Below are 21,382 nucleotides of genomic sequence, written 5' to 3' on the forward strand. Positions count from 1 at the left end.
GCCTATATACATGAGACTAGCCCTCGCGTGTGACGTGTAGATCGCCAGGCCTGCACGTGTGAGCTGTCTCACGGCCAACCGATGGGGTCACCATCGATGACGGTTCTCGCCCCGCGATTATTCCCCGCGCCGGTCTCCGCCGCATCCCACAGTCCCGAATAGTGGCCACCGGCATAGCGCAGGGTGGCGTGCGATCCGGTTTCGACCACCCGCCCCTCGTCGATGACGAGGATCACATCTGCCCGGGCCGCGGTGGCCAGTCGGTGGGCCACCACCACCGACGTCCGGGTGCGGGTCACACGGCTGCTCGCCTCGAGAACTACCTGCTCGGTGGCCGGATCGAGCGTCGCGGTCGCTTCGTCGAGCAGCAGCAGGTCGGGGTCGACCAGCTCGGCCCGGGCGAGCGCGATCAGCTGGCGCTGGCCGGCCGACAGGCCCTGCCCGCGCTCGCCGATGGGGTGACGCATCCCACCCCGCAATCCGGCGATCGTGCCCAGTGCGCCGACCGCGCGTGCAGCGTCCTCGATCTCTTGACGGCTCGCATCCGGGCGGCCGTACGCGATGTTGGTGGCGACGGTCCCGGTGAACAGGTGGGCTTCCTGGGGGACGACGCCGAGGCGTCCGCGGTACGCGCCGAGCGGGTAGCGGCGGAGGTCCACGTCGTCGACGAGCACCGCGCCGGACGTCGGGTCGTAGAAGCGGGCGAGCAGTTTCACGATGGTCGACTTGCCCGCGCCGGTCCGGCCGACCAGGGCAACGGTGGTGCCGGCGGGGATGTGCAGGTCGATGTCGGTCAGGGCGTCGCTGTCCGCGCCCTGATAGCGGAACCCGACGTCGCGCAGGCGCAGCTCGCCGCGCAGGTGCCCGTCGATCGGCTGGAGGTCCTCGCGTGAGGTCGCCCGCTCGATGGAACTGGGTGTGCGGAGCAGGTCCCCGATCCGGAGCAGACCGACACTGGCCTGCTGGTACCCGTCGAACACCTGGGACAGCTGCTGGATGGGCCCGAACAGGAGCCCGAGGTACAGCACGAAGGCGACGAGCGTCCCGGTCGTCGTGTCGCCGCCCGCGACCTGGCGCGCACCGACGAACACCACGGCGGCCAGGGCCAGGTCCGAGAGGAACGCGATGAACGGGAAGTACAGCGAGATCGCCCGCTGGGATCGCATCCGGCTGCGCCGGTAGCTGTCGGCCCGCTCGGCGAACCGGCGTGCGGCGAACCCTTCGCGGCGGTATGCCTGGGCCGCACGGAGCCCGGCGATGTTCTCCTGGAAGTCGGCGTTGACGAGCGAGATCCGCTCACGCGAGACCGTGTACGCCACCGAGGAGATCCTGCGGAAGATCAGCGTCGCGACGACGAGCGGCGGGATGACGGCAAGCGCCACCAACGCGAGCGTGACGTCGGTGGCGACGAGCGCGACGGTGATACCGAGGACGGTCAGGACGCTCACCACGGCGGTGGACATTCCGGTCTGGATGAACGACGACAACGCGTCGACGTCGGTGGTCATCCGGGTCATGATGCGACCGGACAGCTCGCGCTCGTAGTAGTCGAGTCCGAGCCGCTGCAGGTGGGCGTAGCTGCGCACCCGCAACCCGAACAGCACACGTTCCCCCGCTCGGGCGGTGAGGACCGTCATCAGTGCGACGACGAGCCAGCCGGCGACCACGAGAGCGACGCCGACCCCCGCCGCGGTCCACAGCGTCGCGGAGTCCTGCGGGACGACACCGCGGTCGATCGCGAACCGGACGATCGACGGGAACGCGATCCCCGCGAGCGAGTCGAGCGCGAGGCAGACGACGACGGCGACGAGGAGGGCACGGACCGGCCGCAGGATCCGCGACAGCCGGAAGTCGGGCTCGGGCAGGCGCAGGTTCCGGGTGTCGATGCCCGGGCTCTCGACGGCGGGCGGAAGCGCATCCACGGCCTGCCGAAGCTCCGGGGTCGCGGCTACGTTGCCCAGCGCTCCCGCCATCGGTCCGCCGGCGGCACGGCCGCCGCCGGGTCCCGCGCCGGGAGCCGGGGTGCGGCCGGACGCGGCGGGCACGTCCCACTCCTCGGCGTCCTCCGGCCACAACTCGGACTCGGACGGCATGCGCTGATACGGCATCGGCTCGCTCGGTGCGGGGACGCTGACGTCGATGGGGCCCGCGTTGTCGGGGGAGGCGAACAGTGCGCGGAAGAGCGGGCACCGTTCGTCGAGTTCGGCCACCGTGCCGGAATCGATGATCCGTCCGCGGTCGAGGACGGCGACCCGGTCGGCGAGCGACAGGGTCGAGCGGCGATGCGCCAAGATCAGAGCAGTTCGGCCACGATTCGCCCGCAGCGCCGCGAAGATCGACGCCTCGGTGGTGGCGTCGACGGCGGAGGTCGCGTCGTCGAGGATCAGCACTCTCGGGTCGGTGAGGAGTGCGCGTGCCAGCGCGATCCGCTGCCGCTGCCCCCCGGAGAGGGTGAGACCGCGTTCGCCGACCACGGTGTCGTAGCCGTCCGGCAACGCGGAGACGAACTCGTCGGCGGCAGCCATGTCGGCGGCGGCGCGGATCTCCTCGGCGCTGGCGTCCGGCCTGCCGAGGGCGATGTTGGCCGCGATGGTGTCGGAGAAGAGGAACGGCTCGTCGAACACGAGGCCGACGGCTTCGCGCAACTGCTCGGCGCTCAGCTGCGCGACGTCGAACGACTCGCCCGCCGACGTGAGGGACACGGAGCCCGAGGACGGGGCGTAGAAGCGCGGGAGCAGCAGTGACAGGGCGGTCTTGCCGGAGCCGGCCATCCCGACCACCGCGACCGTCTCGCCGGGTGCGATATGCAGGTCGAGTCCACGGAGGATGTGCCGGTCGGATTCGAAGCCGAACGTGACCGCGCGCAGGTCCACACCCAGCGGCCCGCCGGGCAGGGCGGTGGGGTGCGGCGGGTCCGCGACCTCCGGTTCGGCGTCGATCACCTCGTACACGCGCTCGACGGCGGCCCGGGACAGCTGGGCCATGATCACGACCGACGACAGCGTGCGGGTGACGCCGGTCATCGTGGCGACGTACGTCGCGAAGGCGAGGAACGTGCCGATCGTGATGGAGCCGTGCAGGGCTAGGTAGCCGCCGACCGCGATGACCCCGACGAGACCCAGTTGGGGCAGTGCCGCCATGGTCGGTGCGAAGCGCGCATTGATCCGGGCGGTTCGCAGGCGTTCCGCGTACAGCGTCCGGCTGTGGTCCTCGAGCTGGTCGACGGCCCGGCGCTCCTGGCCGAAGCCCTTGACCACGCGGACGCCGGTGACGGTCTCCTCGACGTGCTGCGCGAGGTCGGCCGCCCGTTGCTGCGCCGACCAGGTGGCCGCGAACAGTTTCGGTCGCATCGCGTAGACGACGAGGCACACGGCGGGGACGATCACCAGCGCGACGACGGTCAGCAGCGGTGACAGCCAGGCCATGATGGCGAGCGCGAGGACGAATTGGAGCAACGCGCCCGCCGACAACGGGACCATCGCGAGCAGGCCCTGCACCAGTTGGAGGTCGGTGATGGACCGGGAGACCACCTGACCGGTGCGGATCTGATCCTGCCCCCGCCCGTCGAGCCGTTGCAGCGCACCCAGCAGTCCCAGCCGCAGATCGTGCTGGACGTCGAGCGACAGCTTCCCGGCGAGCATCCGGCGGCCGTACTGGCAGCCGAAGCGGACGCACGCGAGCAATGCGATGAGCAGCGCGGCGATGCCGATCACCTGGGTGTCGCGACCCGGGCCGGCGGCGTCGACCGCGTACTTGGTGAGGAGGGGAAACGAGATGTCGATACCCGCGGCGACGACCGTCACGGACAGGGCACCGACTGCGACGCGGCGGTGCGCCCAGCACTCACCGCTCAGCCGTCGAATCCAGCCCGGCCGTGCCTGATCCTGCTCCAGCGTCTGCTCCCGTTCGATCACCGAACCGGACGCACTCTCACCTGCCACTGGATCCACGTTAGCGCCGGGTACCGACAGGGGCGGCACCCGGCGCGGTGTCAGGTGATGTCGCGCTGCCGGGTGAGCGCCCAGCCGCCGCCGACGACCACCGCGGTCCACACGAGCAGGGCGAGGGGCGCGGTGGGCCAGAGCGTCAGCCAGTCGATCTCGTTGCCCGCGGCCGCGTTCGCGACCGTCCCGAGGGTGGCCGACACGGGGAGGACACTGCCGACGGAGCCGATGCCGATCCCGCTGAGGATCGAGCGGAGGATCATCTCGCCGAGGGTGTACCAGACCACCAGGGCGATGCAGCTTCCGACGGACGAGCCGGTGAGCATCGACACGCCGCCGCCGATGAGCGCCCACAGCGCCCCGCAGAGCAGGGCCGCCCCGAGCATGGCGAACAGGGATCCGCGCAGTTCGAAGGTGTCACCGCCGAACGTCAGCAGCAGGGCGACGCTGACCACCTCCACCACGAGGCAGTAGAAGAAGCCGAAGGCCGCGGTGACGGCGAGCTTGGTGCCGATCACCCCGTCCCGGCCGCGAGCGGTGAGGAATGTGGTGGTGAGCGTCTTGTACCGGAATTCGGTGCCCACGTTCACCGCCCCGAAGAGCGCGGCGAACAGGACGACGAGGGCGACCGCGACCGCCAGCCCGAACAGGGTGGCGGCGAGGTTGGCCTCGCCCGGATCGGCCTCGAACGCGTCGGTGAACGCACGCATCACCGGCAGGGTGATCGCGCTCGAGAACATCCCGACGATCAGCGGTGCGAGACCGAGCATCCACCAGAACCGCAGTGTGGTGACCTTGCGGAATTCCGCGGTGAGCAGCGCCGTCATCGCGGACCTCCGGACATCGGACCCTGCTGGGGGTGTGCGGATGGTGGACCGTAGCCAGGTGGCGGGGCGTACCCGGGAGGCGGACCGTAACCCGGCTGTGGGGCGTACCCGGGAGGTGCGTACCCGGGCTGGGGCGCGTACGTCGGCGGTGGGCCGTACCCCGAGGGTGCCGCGGCGCTCGCTCCGGCCACGTACTGGCCTGCGGTCATCGACAGGAAGAGTTGCTCGAGGTCGATGTGATCGCCGACGGCACCGAAGATCGTGACCCCGGCTTCGGCGGCGACGGACTCGACGAGTTCGAGGGACGCGCCGACGACCGCGAGGCGTCCGTCCGCGAGCGACCGGGCATCGACGATGCCCTTGGCGGCCAGGGCGGTCGCCAGCGCGGGCGGGCTCGAGGACGCGACGAGCAGCCGGCTCTGCTGCGACTTGCGCAGTTCCTCCATTCGTCCCTGATAGACGAGGGAGCCGCGGCTGACGATCACGAGATTGTCGACGGTCTGCTCCACTTCGCGGAGGATGTGACTCGAGATCAGCACGGTCCGGCCGGATGCGGCGAAGCCCTTCAAGAACTCACGCAGCCAGGCGATGCCCTCGGGGTCGAGTCCGTTGGCCGGTTCGTCGAGGATCAGGATGCGCGGATCACCCAGCAGCGCCGTCGCCAGCGACAGCCGCTGACGCATGCCGAGGGAGAAGCCGCCCGCCTTGCGCCCGGCGACGTCCTCGAGCCCGACGAGCGCGAGCACCTGCAGTGCGCGAGCGTCCGGCACGCGAATCGCGGACGCGTACACCTTCAGGTGGTCGAGTGCCGTCCGGTTGGGGTGCAGGCTCTGCGAATCCAGGACGGCACCGACTGTGCGCGCGGGGTCGACGAGGAGGCGAATCGGGACACCGGCGACCGTGGAGGCGCCGGACGTCGGCTTCACGAGACCGAGGATCATCCGCAGCGTCGTGGTCTTGCCCGACCCGTTGGGCCCGAGGAATCCGGTGATCGATCCCTGCGGCACGGTGAAGCTGAGGTCCGTGACCGCGTCGACGTTCTTGAAGCGTTTCGACAGCCCCCGCACCTCGATCGGCGCCGTGAAACTTCCCGGGATTGCTGTGGTCAACCCGTCCTCCCCTGCCACAATCGAATGGAACTGTTTCGACCCTACTGGGCTGCCGTGCCGAGATTCACCAACTGACGTACAGGGCGTCTGCGACGGCGCATGCTGAAACCAATCGATTGGGGACGCACATGAGCAAGCACCACCATCACCATCGCGACGTCATTTCTCCCGCCTACACGGGGCGCCTCTCGATCGATCCGTTTCCGGCGCTGCGGCTGCCGGACGAGGAAACCGATCCCGAGGCCGCCTACCGGTTCATCCACGACGAGTTGATGCTCGACGGCAGTTCGCGCCTGAACCTGGCCACGTTCGTCACCACGTGGATGGATCCCGAGGCCGACAAACTGATGGCCGAGACGTTCGACAAGAACATGATCGACAAGGACGAGTACCCCGCCACCGCGGCGATCGAGTCCCGTTGCGTGTCGATGGTCGCCGATCTGTTCCACGCTCCCGACCTGTCGACCACCGACCCGTCCAGCGCCACCGGCGTCTCGACGATCGGTTCGAGCGAGGCGGTCATGCTGGGTGGTCTCGCGCTCAAGTGGCTGTGGCGGGCGAAGCGGGAGGCGGCCGGGAAGGACACTGCGCGACCGAATCTGGTGCTCGGCAGCAACGTCCAGGTGGTGTGGGAGAAGTTCTGCCGGTACTTCGACGTCGAGCCGAAGTACCTGCCGATGGAGAAGGGCCGCTACGTCATCACGCCGGAGCAGGTTCGGGACGCGGTCGACGAGAACACGATCGGAGCGGTCGTGATCGTGGGCACCACCTATACGGGGGAGCTCGAGCCGGTGGCCGCGATCGCGGACGCTCTCGACGACCTCGCCGCGTCCGGCGGCCCGGACGTCCCGATCCACGTGGACGCGGCGAGCGGTGGCTTCGTCGTTCCCTTCCTGCAACCGGAGTTGCTGTGGGACTTCCGGGTTCCGCGCGTGGCCTCGATCAACGTGAGTGGTCACAAGTACGGATTGACGTATCCGGGGATCGGGTTCGTGGTGTGGCGCGACAAGGAACACCTTCCCGAGGGGCTGGTGTTCCGGGTCAACTACCTGGGCGGCGACATGCCGACGTTCACCCTGAACTTCTCGCGGCCCGGCAATCAGGTGGTGGGACAGTACTACAACTTCCTGCGACTGGGCCGGGCCGGCTACCGGTCGATCATGGAGACGCTGCGCGACACCGCAGTTCGCGTGGGCAGACGCATCGCCGAGATCGAAGGCTTCACCCTGATCACCGACGGCACCGACATTCCGGTGGTGGCGTTCGAACTCGTCGGCGACCCCGGGTTCACGGTCTTCGACGTGTCACACGAGCTGCGGGCGCGGGGGTGGCAGGTGCCCGCCTACACGATGCCCGCCGACGCGGAGGACGTGGCAGTCCTGCGCATCGTCGTGCGCGAGGGCTTCAGCGCCGATCTCGGATCCCTCGTCGCCGAGGCGATCGAGGAAGTGTGCGCCGAACTCCGCGAGAAGGGTGGCGGGCGTTCGACGGAACAGCACTTCGCCCACTAGGTCAGGCCTCGATCGCGCGGAGTTCGTCCGGCCAGCGGGCCGGGGCGGGCCCGAACGCTTCGCGCGCGTTCTTGACGACACCCTTGCCGATGGCCCGGTTGCCTGCGCCGCCGATGGCCGCGCCGATGCCGGCGGGCACCAATTTGCCGAGGATCAGTGCGCTGCGGCGGGCGGCGTACTTGGTGATGAACTTGCGCACCAGGGTGCTGTTCATGCCCTTCATCGTGGGGCCGGGGATGCGGCTGGTGATGGCGCTCGCCCAGTTCTTCGCCGTCACGCCCGTCGCCTTCTGGACGATTTCCATGCCCGATTCGCCGAGCGCCACCGAGAGGACCAGTGCGCGCCGCTGCTGGTGGTCGGCGGCGGAGATGCCGTGCACCGACGCGACAGCGAGAGTGAGGAGAGCCGCCGCTTCCAGGAAGAACGCCGATTCGGCGCCCACCGCCGCGATGGACGCGACTGTGCCGACTCCGGGAATGGCGGCGGTGGCGCCGACTGCGCTGCCGCTGCCCGTCACGGCCAGCAGGAACATCTTCTCCATGCGCTCGATGATCTGCGCGGGCGACTCACCGGGGTGCGAGCGCCGGACCCATTCGACGTACCTGGCCACCGCGGGAGCCTGGAGACGGCTTCCGTTGTCGAGGACCGAGACCAGTACCTTCTCCACCGGTCCACCATTGCCAGCCATCGGGGCTCCCGTCTCGCCGTGTGCTTCGAGCGTGCTGGCACCGACTGTAGGTGAGTGAACGGTGTGGCCGGTGTCGGCACCGTTGCCTAGGCTGGTTTCGTGAGCGTCGCCGACAGCGATACCGCGGTGTCGTCCGGGGCCTTCCGGCGCCCGGCGGCACCGTTGCGCGCGCTGGTCACGGGATACGACGGCTATCGGCTGGCCGGTTTCGAGCCCGGAATCCACCTCGGTCTGCCGTCGCCCTGCCTCACGGTGATCGTGACGATCGACGAGCCGCTCGACATCGCCGCCCAGGCGACGCCCGAGCAGGCGCCCGGTCGTTTCGACACTCTGGCCAGCGGCATCGCCACGGCACCGGTGACGATCCGGCACGACGGCAACCAGCACGGCGTCCAACTGGCGCTCAGCCCTCTCGGCGCCCGGGCACTACTGGGGGTGCCCACCGCCGCCCTCGGCGCCTGGGTCGTCGGACTCGAGGAACTGCTCGGTCCCGACGCGGGGGAACTGACCGAACGGCTGTCGCTCGAACCCGGCTGGGACGAGCGGTTCGCGATCCTCGACGACGTCCTGACTCGCCGCGCGGCGCCGGCGGAGATCGACCCGCACCTCACCCGCGCCTGGCATCTGCTCGTGGCCGGCGAGGGTACCCGGGTCGGTGACGTCGCGCACGAGGTCGGCTGGAGCCGAAGGCATCTGGTGAACAAGTTCGTCGCAGAGTACGGCGTGACGCCCAAGGACGTGGTGCGGTTGTCGCGTTTCCACCGTTCGCACCGGATGCTCAAGGGTGCTGCCGGGGCGACGCTCGCCGACGTGTCCGCGGTGTGCGGGTACTACGACCAGGCCCACATGGCGCGGGACTGGCGCGACCTCGCGGGCGTCGCACCGTCGCGGTGGCGCGAGATCGACCCGTTCTCATTCGTCCAAGACCCCTACCACGACGAGGGCGCAGAGTGATGACATGACTACTTCGACGCAAACCACATGTGTGTGGCCCACCCTCGTCTACCGTGATGCGCGGGCCGCGATCCGCTTCCTCGTCGACGCCTTCGGGTTCGCCGAGAAGGCGGTGTACGGCGAGGGCGACCGGGTCGATCACGCCGAACTCGGCTGGCCGAAGGGCGGCGGGATCATGCTCGGCTCGCCCAGTGAGGACTCGGTCATCAGCGACCTGCCGCCGGGGACCGGCTCGGTGTACCTCGTCGTCGACGACCCCGACGCCCTCCACGAGCGAGCGGTGGCCGCCGGTGCCACGATCGTCCGCGGACTCCGGGACGAGGACTACGGATCGCGCGGATTCACCTGCCGCGACCCCGAGGGCGTGTTCTGGAGTTTCGGCACCTACACCGGCTCGTAGACCGGCCCCATCACGCCCCGTGCCCGGCCGGGACGTCCTCGCCGGGCCTCGGTGGAGGTGGCGGTGTGCCGTGCCCGAACGGCCTGCCGCCCAGCTGTTCACGCCCGTGCGGTTCGAGCCAGCCGGACAGGTCGGGACCCTTCGGCACGATCCCGGTGGGATTGATGTCGGTGTGCACCATGTAGTAGTGCTGCTTGATCTGGGTGAAGTCGATGGTGTCGCCGAACCCGGGTGTCTGGAAGAGATCGCGGGCATAACCCCACAGCACGGGCATCTCGTCGAGTTTGTTCCGATTGCACTTGAAATGTCCGTGGTAGACGGCGTCGAACCGGGCCAGGGTGGTGAACAGGCGCACGTCCGCCTCGGTGATCGTGTCCCCGACGAGGAACCTGCGGTCGGTCAGGCGGTCCTCGAGCCAGTCGAGACGGGCGAACAGGCGGTCGTACGCGGAGTCGTACGCCTCCTGTGATCCGGCGAAACCACACCGGTACACCCCGTTGTTGACGTCGCGGAACACGAGATCGGCGACCTCGTCGATCTCGTCGCGCAGCGGCTCGGGGTAGAGGTCGGGCGCGCCCTCACGCTGGTACCGCGTCCATTCCGAGGACAGATCCAGGGTGATCTGGGGGTAGTCGTTGGTGACCACCTGCCCGGTGGGGACGTCGACGATCGCGGGCACGGTGATGCCCCGCGAGTAGTCGGGGAAACGCGCGAAGTACGCGTCCTGCAGGCGCGGGATCTTCAGCACGGGGTCGAGCCCGCCCGGATCGAGATCGAAAGTCCAGCTGCGCTTGTCGTGGGTGGGGCCGCACAGTCCCATCGACAACACGTCCTCGAGTCCGAGCAGTCGCCGGACGATGATCGCGCGGTTGGCCCACGGGCACGCCCGGGCGGCGACGAGACGGTAGCGGCCGGGTTCGACCGGATAGCCGTCGCGGCCGTCGGCCGTGATGCGGGTGGGGATGTAGTGGGTGTCGCGCGTGAACTCGGCGCCGGATTCGACGTAGGCGCCTTCCGTGCTGTGCGATTCTGCCGTTCGGTCTGTCATGGTCGACTCGTCCCCGTCTTTCGATGTGTCTCAGAGCGTACTTCGGGAGATCGTGACCGCGGCGTACGTTCCCAGTTCCCGGTACCCGGCGCGGGCGGCGAGCGCGCGCGAGGCCAGATTGTCGCGGGGTGAACGGCATTGGGCGATCAGGCCGCTGTCGAGCGCGTCGTCGGTGGCGATCCCGGCGACCGTGGCGCCCAGTCCCCGGCGCCGGAACTCCGGCGCCGTCAGCACGCCGACATCGGCGAGGAAACCCTGGAACTCGGCGTACCCGGCGGAACTGACCGGTTGCTGCGCGTCGTCGAGAATCGTGAACCATCGGTCGCGGTCACCCAGATGGGCCTCGGTCACGTCGTCCGGGGGACACGCCTCCTCGACCTGCCGGACGTGGTCGTGTTCGTGGGAGACGAGCGGTGGCTGCCCGGTCGCGGGATCCTGGTAGTCGGTGCCGAACGCGAGCACCAGGGGACCGGCGCACCGTCCGGACCGATCCTGGGTGAGGGCGAGCAGGGTCGCCGATTCGGTCAGTTCCTCCGACGTGTGCCCGTCGGCACGCTCGATCGCCCACCGCGGTCCGACGAGCGCGGACGTCTCGCCCAGGCGCAGGAATCGGATCGTGTCCGTGTCGTCGTCCACCCGGACGGCGCGGTCGTCGGCGCCCGGCCGGGTGGACAGTGCGTCGTCGGGCAATCCCAGTTCGCGTGACCAGGCGAGTCGAATGATGTCGAGGTGATGGGAGTCCACGGGACCCACGGTAACCGCTTGTTCCCTGTCAGCCCGGACGGTATATTCCACGTGGAGTATTCGACTCGGAATAGTGGGAGGTGGTGACCGTGGCACTCACGCCGCTCGGTGTCACCATCCTCGGTCTGCTGTGTGAGCGCACGATGCATCCGTACGAGATGTACCAACTCGCGGCCGCCCGGCGTGGGCGCGTCGTGAAGATCCGGCCGGGGTCGCTCTACCACACCGTGAGCAGGCTCGAAGGTGAAGGACTGGTGCGCACCACCGGTACAGACCGGGCGGGAAACCGGCCCGAACGCACCATGTACGAGGTCACGGAGGCGGGCCGGGAGGCCCTCGTCCAACGGGTGAGCGACATGCTCGCCACCCCGGTGCGCGAGTACCCGCAGTTTCCCCTCGCCCTGGCGGAGGCGCACAACGTCGACGCCCCCACCGTCGTGGAACTGCTCCGGGAACGGCTCGATCACCTCACCCGCGAGATCGACGAACTCGAGACCGCCGCCGCGCTCGCCTGTTCCACCGAGACCCCCAGGCTCTTCCTCCTCGGCAACGAATTTCTCGTCACCGTCGCCCGCGCGGAGCACGAATGGCTCAGCGCCCTGGTGGCCGACATCGACTCCGGAGCCCTTCCGTGGCTTTCGCCGGAACTTCTCGAACGACTGACACACTCACGCCGGATCCCATCCGGTTCAGCAAAGGATTGACGATGGACACCGAGCGCACCGCACCACCCACGTCGCCACCCGAGCATCGAAATCCGTGGCCGGCCCTGTGGGCCCTCGTCATCGGCTTCTTCATGATCCTCGTCGACAGCACCATCGTCGCGGTGGCCAACCCGGCGATCATGAACGACCTGCACACCGACATCAACAAGGTCGTCTGGGTCACCAGCGCGTACCTGCTGGCCTACGCGGTGCCGCTGCTGGTCACCGGTCGACTCGGTGATCGGTTCGGTCCCAAGAACATCTACCTGATCGGGCTCGTCCTGTTCACCGGGGCGTCGCTGTGGTGCGGCCTGTCCGGCACCATCACCATGCTCATCGTCGCCCGGGTCTTCCAGGGACTGGGCGCCGCACTGATGACGCCGCAGACGATGGCCGTCATCACCCGCACGTTCCCGCCGGACCGCCGCGGCACCGCGATGGGTCTGTGGGGTGCCGTCGCCGGTGTCGCCACCCTGGTGGGACCGCTCGCGGGCGGCGTGCTCGTGGACAATCTCGGCTGGGAGTGGATCTTCATCGTCAACGTGCCCGTCGGCGTGATCGCGTTCGTGCTGGCCTGGCGGCTGGTGCCCGCGCTCGAGACCCACGAGCACAAGTTCGACATCCCCGGTGTCGTACTCAGTGCGCTCGGCATGTTCTTCCTCGTGTTCGGAATCCAGGAAGGCAGCTCGTACGACTGGTCGGCGACCGTTCTGGCGTCGATCGGCGCCGGCCTCGTCCTTCTCGGCGTCTTCGTCTGGTACCAGTCCTGGAACAAGAACGAGCCGCTCCTGCCGCTGGGCCTGTTCAAGGACCGCAACTTCTCGCTCGCCAACGTGGCGATCACCGCGATGGGGTTCGCGATCACCGCGATGGTCCTGCCGCTGATGTTCTACACGCAGGCGGTGCGGGGTCTGTCGCCGACGAAATCGGCCCTGCTCCTCGTGCCCATGGCCGTTCTCACCGGTGTGTTCGCCCCGTTCATCGGCAAGCTGGTGGACCGCACCCACCCGCGGTACATCGCGGGCGCCGGGTTCCTGCTGTTCTCGATCGCGCTCGGCTGGCTGGCCATGGTCATGTCGCCCGACGTCGCGATCTGGGAACTGCTGCTGCCGATCGGTCTGATCGGTCTCGCCAACGCGTGTATCTGGTCGCCGCTCGCGGCCACGGCCACGCACAACCTTCCGCCCCATCAGGCGGGCGCCGGAGCCGGCGTCTACAACACGACCCGCCAGGTCGGCGCCGTCCTCGGCAGCGCCGCGATCGGCGCGCTCATCACGGCCCGCCTGTCCGCGCAGGGGCTGAACGCCGACAGTCAGGAGGCCGGCGTCGGCGAGATGCCCGAGTTCGTGAAGGAGCCGTTCGCGACGGCGATGTCGCAGTCGATCTGGCTGCCCGCCGCCGTCCTGCTGATCGGTTTCGTCGCCTCGGTGTGTTTCGCGCGACCGCTGCGTGAGAAGAAGCCCGGAGTCAGTGCGGGCGACGCAGCCAGTCGGGAAACATCACTGCAGGGTTGAGGTAGTCCGCGGGATCGAACGCCTGCTTGATCGCCCACATCGCGGTGATGTCCTCGTGGCCGAGGGCGAGGTCCAGGTAGTTGCGCTTGTGTGCGCCGACGCCGTGCTCGGAGGCGATGTTGCCGCCGTGATCGCGGATCAGTTCCGTGACCGGCCGGTACAGCACGGACTCGTCGGGGCAGCGCAGCACGTTGAGGTGGACGTTGCCGGCGGCGACGTGCCCGAACAGCACCGGGACCGCGTCGGGGGCCCGGCCCGTCACCAGTGCGACCGCGTCGGCGACGAACGCGGCCAGGGTGTCCAGCGGGAGGGCGGCGTCGAACTTGAGCGGGGGCCCGAACAATCCGACCACCTCCGCGAAAGCCTCCCGTGCCGCCCACACCCGGGCGCGGCCTGCGGGATCGATCCCGACAGCGGGTTCGTCGTCGGGATCGCACTGCTCCAGCGCCCCGGCCAGCTCGTCGGTGAGGTCGCGCCGGCCGGCCAGTTCCACGAGGAGGTACCACGGCAGACCCGTGGGGACCGCGAAACCCAGCCGCGAGGAGGCCAATTCGAGCCCGCGGCCGTCGAGCATCTCCACGGCGTCCACCCCCTCGAGCCGCCGGACGACGCGAGCGGCGTCGATCAATCCGGGCAGTTGCGCGAAGCCGGCGAGGGCGGTCACACGGAACTCCGGCACGGGGCGGAGCGTGAGATCGACGGTCGTGACCACGCCGAGAGTGCCCTCGCTGCCGACCCACAGCGCGGGCAGGTCGTATCCGCAGTTCTCGGCACCCACCCGCATGCTGCGCCGCACGATCGCCCCGTCGGGCAGTACCACTTCCAGGCCCAGCACCTGCGCCGACATGTGTCCGTACCGCACGGTGTGCAGCCCACCGGCATTGGTCGACACCATGCCGCCGATCGTCGCGGAATCGCGGGACGCGATGTCGACGCCGAACAGCAGTCCGGCGTCGGCGGCGGCGTTCCGGAGCGTCGAGAGGGTGACCCCGGCGCCGACGGTGACCCGCAGGTTCTCGCGGTCGACGGCACCGACTGCGGTCAGCCGTTCCGTCGACAGCAACACGTCGTCGTGCTCGGGCACCGTCCCCGCTTCGAGTCCGGTGCGGCCACCCTGCACGGTGACCTTCACCCCGGCTCGGCGGCAGATGCCCAGCACGGCCGAGACTTCCGCGGCATCCGCGGGCCGGACGAGTGCGCTCGCCCGCCCGCTGTAGCGCCCCGTGTGGTCGGTGGCCCGGGCGGCGAGCACGTCCGCGTCCACGGTCACGAACCGTTCGCCGACGACGTCGGCCAGCGCCGCACGCAGCGAGTCCACACCCCGATCGTAGGCGGAACGCGTGTGGCAGTCTGGCGGCATGACTGAGCCTGCAGCCGCGCATCCCACCCGACTCGAGCGTGTCCGTACGGACGCCGGCGCCGAGATCGCGATCCTGACGTTCGCCCACGGCGCACTGAACCTCTTCGATCAGGCGATGTTCGACGCCGTGCAGGCCGACGTCGCGGCGCTCGCCGAGGATCCGCCGCGCGCGGTGCTGCTGCGCGCCGAGGGCAAGGTGGTCTCCGCAGGAGTGGACGTCCACGTGTTCGACGGGCTCACGGCGGACCAGGGCGCGGACCTGTGGCAGGAGTTGTTCGCCGAGATCTGCCATCCGCTCGAGGCGCTGCCGTGCCCCGTCGTGTACTCGGCGCACGGACTGACGCTGACCGCGGCCTTCGAGATCGCGCTCGCCTGCGACATCATCCTCGCCGCACCGAAGGCGAAGTTCGGACTGGTCGAGACGGTGGTGGGGCTGACCCCGTCGATGGGCGGTCCGCAGCGGCTGGCCGAGCGGGCGGGGTCGGGCCGCGCCCGGGAACTGGTGATGACCGGCGACCTGTACGACGCCGCGACGCTGCGCGACTGGGGCGTGGTCAACGCCGTCCACGAGGACGTCGACGCGGAGGCCCGCGCCCTCGTCGCACGGCTGGCGGACGGGCCGACACGAGCACACGACGCCACGAAGCAGATCATCTCCGCGTGGCGGTCGGGTGGAGTCGCGCACGCCGACTCGATCACGCCCGACGTGTCGGGTGCGCTGTTCGAGACCGACGACCTCCGGGGTGCGGTCGCAGCTTCCTCGACGTCGGACCGGGTAAGGCGACGTACCGCGGGCGGTAGGCGTCGGCGATCCGCTCCCCGCAACTGTGACGGGCGTCATATAGTCGTGGCAACGTCCCGGTCGCGCAGCAGTGTCGTCAGCGGAGGTGCAGATGCCGTCGTCCCTCGTCGAGTACCCGAGTAGTGGTCCCTTCTTTCACGACGACCGGGTGGTCCGTGGTCGCGACGGCCTGCTCCGGTACGGCGGGCTCAACCCGTCGCTCACCGAGCTGCTCGACATCTCCGTGCACCGCTACGCGGGCCGGGTCGCCGTCGAGGAGGACGGTGGCCGGTCGCTCACGTTCTCGCAACTGTGGACGTCCGCGGCGCGGGTGGCCGGCGGGCTGAAGTCGAAGGGTGTCGAGATCGGCGACCGCGTCGCCGTCCGGCAGCCCATGGGGGTCCGCTGGGTCGAAGCCTTCCTCGGGGTGTTGCTCGCCGGCGGCGTGCCGGTCGGGGTGAGCCCGGCACTCGACGACGCGCAGACCGGTGAGGTGCTCGCCGACAGCGAGTCGGTACTGATCCTCGACGGCGAACTGCCGGAGGGCATCTCGTTCATCGACGACGGCGCGAGCCCCGACGAGCTGGTGCTGCTGTCGTACACGCCCGGACCGTCGGAGTCCCCGAAGGGTGTGGAGCTGAGCAACGAGAACGTCCTCTCGACCATCGAATCCGTGCTCCACGCGCGCGGGTTCAGCTCCGAGGGACTGCGGAATCTCCTCGTCGAACCTGAACTGCACACCGTCGGATCGCTCGTCGAACTGCTCTCGACGCTGGTGGTGGGCGGAACGGTCCTGCTGACCGGGAGCACCGACGCGGCGTCGTGGCGCGGCACCGGTGCCGACGTGCTCACCGCGGCGCCCGCCGTCCTCCTGCGGGCCGTGGAGACCTCGCGGGTGACGAGCTTCGGCCGGCGCGCGGTGCGCTGGATCGACTACAGCGGCTCCGGACTGTCCCTGGAGCAGTCGCAACTGCTCCGGCGGACGTTTCCTGCGGCCAGGCACTTTCTCGGGTGGGGGATGACCGAGACGTGCGGGGCGGGCCTGGCACTGCCCGACGAGTGCGCTCTGACACACGCGGGCAGCGTGGGCGTCGCGTTCGGCGGGATGGAGGTGGCCCTCCTCGGTCCCGACGCCGGCCGCGGTGTCGGCGAATTGCTGTGTCGCGGTCCAGGAGTCAGCCGCGGCTACTGGAACCGGCCCGAGGTCACCGCGAAGACCTTCACGGGTGGCTGGTTTCACACCGGCGACACCGCGAATATCGACGGCGACGGCTTCGTCCGTATCGTCGACCGCGACACCGCTGCCTAGGTGGTGCGAAAGGCAGGTATCCACCCGTGAGCTCTCCCGTCGCCGAGCTGCACATGCACATCGAGGGTTCCCTCGAACCCGAGCTGATCTTCGCGCTGGCCGAACGGAATTCCGTGCAGCTGCCGTACGCGGACCTCGACGATCTCCGCTCGCGGTACGAGTTCACCGATCTGCAGTCGTTCCTCGACCTGTACTTCGCCAACATGCAGGTGCTGCGGACGGCGCAGGACTTCGCGGACCTCACCCGCGCCTATTTCGCACGGGCGTCGGCGGGCGGCGTCGCGCACGTGGAGTTCTTCTTCAACCCGCAGGCCCACGTCAATCGTGGTGTCCCGCTGCAGGAGGTGCTCGACGGGATCATGGACGCGGTGGGAACCAGCGAGCGGGAGTTCGGCCTGAGCAGCGCCGCGATCGCCGCGATCCTGCGGGACCGTCCCGTGCACGAGGCGGAGGAAGTGTTCTCCGAGATCATCCGGTTGCAGACGCCGATCGTCGGGCTCGGCCTCGACTCGGCCGAGGTGGGCAACCCGCCGTCGCTGTTCGAGGACGTGTTCGCCCGCGCCCGGTCGGAGGGGCTGCACGTGGTCGCCCACGCAGGCGAGGAAGGTCCGCCGGAGTACATCTGGCAGGCGCTCGACCTCCTCGGGGCCGAGCGCATCGACCACGGGGTGCGGGCGCTCGAGGACCCGGCGCTCGTAGCGCGTCTGGTGGACGAGGAAGTGCCGCTGACCGTGTGCCCGCTGTCGAACGTGCGACTGTGCGTCGTCGACTCGTTGTCCGAGCACCCGCTACGAACCATGCTGGAGGCGGGTCTGCTCGTCACCGTGAACTCCGACGATCCCGCGTACTTCGGTGGGTACGTCGACGACAACTTCGCCCAGCTGCGGGATCAGCTCGGCCTCACGGATGCCGAGCGGGAAACCCTCGCGCGCAACTCGATCACGGCGTCGTTCGCAAGCGACGCGCGCAAGGCGCAACTGCTCCGCGGCTGACGGTTCCGGCCCTCAGTCGATCAGCCCCGTGTCGCCGAGACTCGCGACGACCGCCAGGACGTCGCGGTCGCGGCCGTACGGGCCGACCAGGCAGAGGCCGACGGGAACCCCGTCGTCGGTGCGCAACGGCACGGTCGCGTTGGGCAGTCCGGAGATGGTCGCGAGGCACGTGAGCATGCCGGTGGCGCGAATCGTGTTCCGGAACCGGTCACCGCTGGGGTAGCTCGTCCGCTCGGGGGCCGTGGAGGAGGTCGCGGGCAGCAGGAGCAGGCTGTCGCCCACGTACGCGGTGATCGTCTGCGACGCCTCGCCGAGCATGATCAGCTTCCGGCCGTACGTGGATTCCCAGATGCGGCTCGCGGCGGCGAAATTGCGGCCCGGTTCGTCGCCGAGCGACGTCATCGCGCCGCCCACCCAGTCGCCGTGCAGCCGCCACGCCTCGTAGCCCTGCACGGCGACGACGGCGTCGTACCAGTCGGGAAGCCGGCCGATGTCCGTGTCGGTCCACGTCAGCCGGGGGAGGGAACTCTTCTCCCACGCGGTGAGGGCCCGCCGCACCGCACCGAGCGCCCCCGCCTCGGCGACGGCGTTGATGCCGTCGGAGGTGAGCGCGCTGCGGAACGGGGTCTCCGCCGTGAGCGGGAGAAGCGCGCCGGAGACCGCGACGAGGGTGTCGAGGTCGCCGCAGACCCACGCCGGGGTGTCGAACGTGGGGGCCAGCGGGAACAGTCCGTCGGTGGAGACGGCGCCCCGGGACGGTGCGAAGCCGTACAGGCCCTGATACGAGGCGGGGATGCGGACGGAACCGGTGGTGTCGACACCCAATCCGATGTCGGCGGCGCCCTGCGCGACCGCACTCGCGGCGCCCGACGTCGCACCGCCGGGGAGGCAGTCCTCGGCGCGGGGGTTGGGCGGGGTGCCGAACTGCTGGTTGATGCCGGAATGCCCGTAACCGAGGTCGTCGGTCTGGGCCAGGCCGACGACGCGGGCGCCCTGACCGAGGAGGCGCGCCACCACTGCGGCGGTACCGGTTTCGACGGGTGCCTCGGCGAGACGCCGTCCGCTGCCCGCACCGATCTGCTGTCCCGCAACGGCGTACAGGTCGGTGACGGCGAGCCGCTTGCCGGCGAGGGGCCCGTCACCGGTCGGCGCGACCAGCGGATCCCCCTGCACGCGCCACGTCGCCTTGTCGACGGGCACGAACTCGGACACCGCTCCGCCGCCCGGAACGGACAGGCCGTCGGGAAGCGGCGGAACCTCCGGGTCGTGCAGGCGTTCCCCGCACGCGCCGAGCATCACGGCACCGAGCGCCGCCGCTCCGGAGGCACCCGCGACGCGAAGGAAGCCGCGACGGTCGAAAGATCGACTGGGGGGCACCTAGCCCACGTTAGCGACCGAGGACCTGCTGGAGGTACGCGTTGCCGAACATTCGCTCGGGGTCGTACTTGTCGCGCACGGCGACGAACTCGTCGAAGTTCGGATAGGCAGGCCGCAAGTCGTCGGCGGTGCGGCCGTGCATCTTGCCCCAGTGCGGTCGCCCGTCCGCTTCCCGGGCGATGGCCTCGACCGCGGAGAAGTACGGCTCGTGATCGCGGCGATGGTACTGGTGCACCGCGATGTACGCCGTGTCCCGACCGTTCGCCGTCGACAGCCACACGTCGTCGCCCGCGGCGAAGCGGACCTCGACGGGGAACGCGACCGTGAAACCGGACTTCTCCACCCACGAGTCGATCGCCGCCAGAGTGTCGGGAAGCGCCTCGGTGGGAACCGCGTATTCCATCTCCCGGAACTTGACCCGGCGCTCCGACGCGAAGACGCGGTAGCTGCGGTCGGTGAATTCGCGCGCGCTGAGCATGCGCGACGACAGCCGATTGATCTTCGGGATCGCCGCCGGCGCAAGGCCGGCGACCCTGTTGATGCCCTCGAACAGGACGTTGGCGAGCAGTTCGTCGTCGACGTAGGCGCGGACTGGGTGGAGGGGAGAGACCGGGGTGTCACCGGGTAGCCGGGTGTTGCGTTTCGTCAGCACGCGGCGGGTGTGCGGAAACCAGTAGAACTCGAAGTGGTCGATCGTGGTGCGGTCGTGGTCGAGCCGGTCGAGGGTGGCGTCCAGTGACTCGGGCTTCTCGACGGCGTGCATCACGTAGTGCGGCACGCACTGGATCGTGACCTTCGAGATGATGCCCACGGCGCCGAGCCCCAGCCGTGCCGCCTCGAACAGTTCGGGGTTCTCGGTGGGGGAGCAGTCGGCCACCGAGCCGTCCGCCAGCACCACCTGCAGGGCGCGGACCTGAGTGGCGAGCCCTCCGAAACGCGCTCCGGTGCCGTGGGTTCCGGTGGACAGCGCACCCGCGATGGACTGCACGTCGATGTCACCCACGTTGATCATCGCCAGGCCACGGTGCCAGAGTTGCTCGCTCAGGTCGTGCAACCGCGTGCCGGCGAGGACGGTGACGAGGGCGCCCGCCGGTTCGTCGAGGGTGACGGATTCGATTCCGGTGAGGGCGTCGAGGCTGACGAGGATCCCGTCGGTGACGGCGACCCCGGTGAAGGAGTGACCCGACCCCACGGCCTTGACCCGCGTTCCGTGCTCCGCGGCACCGCAGACGAGCGCGCTGAGTTCCTCCACCGAGCGCGGAGTCGCGAAGCGCAGCGGGTTCGCCGTCTCGGTGCCCGCCCAGTTGCGCCATGTGTCCTGTGCCATTCGCCCATCATGAACCTGGACGCTCGTCCAGGCAAATGGCGGGTTGGTCGGGCGTCCGTGTTGGTCACGGGTGAGGCTCCCGCAGGTTCTACGATCAGAGGATGCTGAACAGGCTTCCTGCGGATGAACGTCGTGCCCAACTCGTCGAGTCGGCGCTCGCCATCGCGGAGCAGCGCGGCGTCGCGTCGGTCACGGTGCGTGCCGTGGCGGAGGAGGCGGGCGTCTCGCTCGGTGTGGTGCACTACTGCTTCGAGAGCAAGGAGGAGCTCCTCGCGGCGATGGGTGAAAGCCTTGTTCTGCAGCTCAGCGCGTCGATGCGGCTGGCGTTCGGTCAGGTTCGGCACGCGCCGGACCTGCGCGGGATCGACGGTCTGCGCGAACTTCTCCACATCGGGATCAGCGGAATGTGGCCGATCATCGAGGCCACCCCGGACCGTCAGTTGCTGACGTACGAGATCACCGCGCAGGCGTTGCGGCACCGGGCGTCCGGGAGCGAGCGGGCCGGCGACATCGCGGGGCAGCAGTATCGGACCATGGACGAGGAGGCGATCGAGTTCCTCGCCGAGTGCGCCCGCATCGCCGAAGTCGGCTGGGCCACCCCGGTCGAGGCGATCGCGCGGTTCGGGCTGGCCATCCTGGACGGGCTCGTGCTGCGGTGGCTGGTGGACCGCGACAGTGAGGCGATGATCGCGGCGCTGGACGACATGGTGCACGTGATCGCGTCGAAGGCGGTCGAGCAGGCCTGAGCGGCCCCTTTTTATCTGGACAATCGTCCAACTCGATGGTTGACTGG

At 69.5% G+C, this 21,382-nt stretch carries 17 protein-coding genes and 1 pseudogene; 9 read left to right on the forward strand and 9 right to left on the reverse strand.

Features of this window, described 5'->3' with window-relative positions:
• Positions 1-68 precede the first annotated feature (68 nt).
• Genes AZG88_RS44430 through AZG88_RS44440 form a run of 3 tightly spaced genes read right to left on the reverse strand, consistent with a single transcriptional unit; the run spans position 69 to position 5,880 of the window.
• On the reverse strand, positions 69-3,941 hold the full coding sequence (locus AZG88_RS44430) for an ABC transporter ATP-binding protein (protein ID WP_082833649.1): 3,873 nt from the start codon (positions 3,939-3,941) through the stop codon (positions 69-71).
• 50 nt (positions 3,942-3,991) lie between these two features.
• The gene (locus AZG88_RS44435; RefSeq protein WP_005239354.1) at positions 3,992-4,771 is read right to left on the reverse strand and encodes an ABC transporter permease; all 780 of its coding nucleotides are present in this window, start codon (positions 4,769-4,771) and stop codon (positions 3,992-3,994) included.
• A complete protein-coding gene (locus AZG88_RS44440; protein WP_005239355.1) occupies positions 4,768-5,880 on the reverse strand; it encodes an ABC transporter ATP-binding protein in 1,113 nt (370 codons plus the stop codon). The genes AZG88_RS44435 and AZG88_RS44440 overlap by 4 nt, the downstream gene beginning before the upstream one ends.
• A gap of 128 nt (positions 5,881-6,008) precedes the next feature.
• Here AZG88_RS44440 and AZG88_RS44445 point away from each other — a divergent pair, with 128 nt between their 5' ends.
• The gene (locus tag AZG88_RS44445) at positions 6,009-7,391 is read left to right on the forward strand and encodes a glutamate decarboxylase (protein ID WP_005239357.1); all 1,383 of its coding nucleotides are present in this window, start codon (positions 6,009-6,011) and stop codon (positions 7,389-7,391) included.
• 1 nt (position 7,392) lies between these two features.
• Here the strand turns inward: AZG88_RS44445 and AZG88_RS44450 are convergent, their stop codons facing one another.
• Positions 7,393-8,079 (reverse strand): hypothetical protein, encoded by a 687-nt coding sequence (locus tag AZG88_RS44450; RefSeq protein ID WP_005239360.1) that lies wholly within the window; start codon positions 8,077-8,079, stop codon positions 7,393-7,395.
• A 99-nt stretch (positions 8,080-8,178) separates the two neighbouring features.
• On the opposite strand from AZG88_RS44450, the gene AZG88_RS44455 reads away from it, so the two are divergent.
• Both AZG88_RS44455 and AZG88_RS44460 read left to right on the forward strand, forming a co-directional pair.
• Positions 8,179-9,033 carry an AraC family transcriptional regulator gene (locus tag AZG88_RS44455; protein ID WP_061041034.1) on the forward strand — a complete coding sequence of 285 codons (855 nt, stop codon included), beginning with the start codon at positions 8,179-8,181 and terminating at the stop codon, positions 9,031-9,033.
• Positions 9,034-9,037: 4 nt separating this feature from the next.
• Positions 9,038-9,433 carry a VOC family protein gene (locus AZG88_RS44460; protein WP_061041035.1) on the forward strand — a complete coding sequence of 132 codons (396 nt, stop codon included), beginning with the start codon at positions 9,038-9,040 and terminating at the stop codon, positions 9,431-9,433.
• A 10-nt stretch (positions 9,434-9,443) separates the two neighbouring features.
• Here AZG88_RS44460 and AZG88_RS44465 read toward each other — a convergent pair whose 3' ends face one another.
• Positions 9,444-10,481, reverse strand: a complete 1,038-nt coding sequence (locus AZG88_RS44465) for a glutathione S-transferase family protein (RefSeq protein WP_061041036.1) — start codon at positions 10,479-10,481, stop codon at positions 9,444-9,446.
• A 30-nt stretch (positions 10,482-10,511) separates the two neighbouring features.
• Positions 10,512-11,234 carry a GNAT family N-acetyltransferase gene (locus tag AZG88_RS44470; RefSeq protein ID WP_025432204.1) on the reverse strand — a complete coding sequence of 241 codons (723 nt, stop codon included), beginning with the start codon at positions 11,232-11,234 and terminating at the stop codon, positions 10,512-10,514.
• A 71-nt stretch (positions 11,235-11,305) separates the two neighbouring features.
• Between AZG88_RS44470 and AZG88_RS44475 the strand changes: the two genes are divergently transcribed.
• Both AZG88_RS44475 and AZG88_RS44480 read left to right on the forward strand, forming a co-directional pair.
• Positions 11,306-11,929 carry a PadR family transcriptional regulator gene (locus tag AZG88_RS44475; protein WP_025432205.1) on the forward strand — a complete coding sequence of 208 codons (624 nt, stop codon included), beginning with the start codon at positions 11,306-11,308 and terminating at the stop codon, positions 11,927-11,929.
• Between the two features lie 2 nt (positions 11,930-11,931).
• Entirely contained in the window at positions 11,932-13,443 is a 1,512-nt protein-coding gene (locus tag AZG88_RS44480) for an MFS transporter (protein WP_005239372.1), read from the forward strand.
• Here AZG88_RS44480 and AZG88_RS44485 read toward each other — a convergent pair.
• On the reverse strand, positions 13,397-14,761 hold the full coding sequence (locus AZG88_RS44485) for an FAD-binding oxidoreductase (RefSeq protein WP_082764397.1): 1,365 nt from the start codon (positions 14,759-14,761) through the stop codon (positions 13,397-13,399). The two genes, AZG88_RS44480 and AZG88_RS44485, sit on opposite strands and share 47 nt — an antisense overlap.
• Before the next feature lie 40 nt (positions 14,762-14,801).
• Here AZG88_RS44485 and AZG88_RS44490 point away from each other — a divergent pair.
• From AZG88_RS44490 to AZG88_RS44500, 3 genes and pseudogenes are all read left to right on the forward strand, one after another.
• Positions 14,802-15,604, forward strand: a pseudogene (locus AZG88_RS44490) (enoyl-CoA hydratase/isomerase family protein).
• Positions 15,605-15,696: 92 nt separating this feature from the next.
• Positions 15,697-16,893 carry a class I adenylate-forming enzyme family protein gene (locus tag AZG88_RS44495; RefSeq protein ID WP_025432206.1) on the forward strand — a complete coding sequence of 399 codons (1,197 nt, stop codon included), beginning with the start codon at positions 15,697-15,699 and terminating at the stop codon, positions 16,891-16,893.
• A gap of 26 nt (positions 16,894-16,919) precedes the next feature.
• Positions 16,920-17,885, forward strand: a complete 966-nt coding sequence (locus AZG88_RS44500) for an adenosine deaminase (protein ID WP_025432207.1) — start codon at positions 16,920-16,922, stop codon at positions 17,883-17,885.
• Positions 17,886-17,897: 12 nt separating this feature from the next.
• Here the strand turns inward: AZG88_RS44500 and AZG88_RS44505 are convergent, their stop codons facing one another.
• A complete protein-coding gene (locus AZG88_RS44505) occupies positions 17,898-19,262 on the reverse strand; it encodes an amidase family protein (RefSeq protein ID WP_061041038.1) in 1,365 nt (454 codons plus the stop codon).
• A 10-nt stretch (positions 19,263-19,272) separates the two neighbouring features.
• Entirely contained in the window at positions 19,273-20,589 is a 1,317-nt protein-coding gene (locus AZG88_RS44510) for a D-arabinono-1,4-lactone oxidase (RefSeq protein ID WP_061041039.1), read from the reverse strand.
• A gap of 101 nt (positions 20,590-20,690) precedes the next feature.
• Here AZG88_RS44510 and AZG88_RS44515 point away from each other — a divergent pair, with 101 nt between their 5' ends.
• Positions 20,691-21,335 (forward strand): TetR/AcrR family transcriptional regulator, encoded by a 645-nt coding sequence (locus AZG88_RS44515; RefSeq protein ID WP_005564766.1) that lies wholly within the window; start codon positions 20,691-20,693, stop codon positions 21,333-21,335.
• Positions 21,336-21,382 lie beyond the last annotated feature (47 nt).

This window comes from Rhodococcus sp. LB1 (assembly GCF_001583455.1).
Lineage (GTDB): Bacteria > Actinomycetota > Actinomycetes > Mycobacteriales > Mycobacteriaceae > Rhodococcus_F > Rhodococcus_F opacus.

Excerpts from the sequence above, each read along its gene's own strand:
- AZG88_RS44435 (WP_005239354.1), bottom strand. The coding sequence starts at position 4,771 with ATGACGGCGCTGCTCACCGCGGAATTCCGCAAGGTCACCACACTGCGG.
- AZG88_RS44445 (WP_005239357.1), top strand. The coding sequence starts at position 6,009 with ATGAGCAAGCACCACCATCACCATCGCGACGTCATTTCTCCCGCCTAC.
- AZG88_RS44450 (WP_005239360.1), bottom strand. The coding sequence starts at position 8,079 with ATGGCTGGCAATGGTGGACCGGTGGAGAAGGTACTGGTCTCGGTCCTC.
- AZG88_RS44460 (WP_061041035.1), top strand. The coding sequence starts at position 9,038 with ATGACTACTTCGACGCAAACCACATGTGTGTGGCCCACCCTCGTCTAC.
- AZG88_RS44465 (WP_061041036.1), bottom strand. The coding sequence starts at position 10,481 with ATGACAGACCGAACGGCAGAATCGCACAGCACGGAAGGCGCCTACGTC.
- AZG88_RS44480 (WP_005239372.1), top strand. The coding sequence starts at position 11,932 with ATGGACACCGAGCGCACCGCACCACCCACGTCGCCACCCGAGCATCGA.
- AZG88_RS44495 (WP_025432206.1), top strand. The coding sequence starts at position 15,697 with ATGCCGTCGTCCCTCGTCGAGTACCCGAGTAGTGGTCCCTTCTTTCAC.
- AZG88_RS44510 (WP_061041039.1), bottom strand. The coding sequence starts at position 20,589 with ATGGCACAGGACACATGGCGCAACTGGGCGGGCACCGAGACGGCGAAC.
- AZG88_RS44515 (WP_005564766.1), top strand. The coding sequence starts at position 20,691 with ATGCTGAACAGGCTTCCTGCGGATGAACGTCGTGCCCAACTCGTCGAG.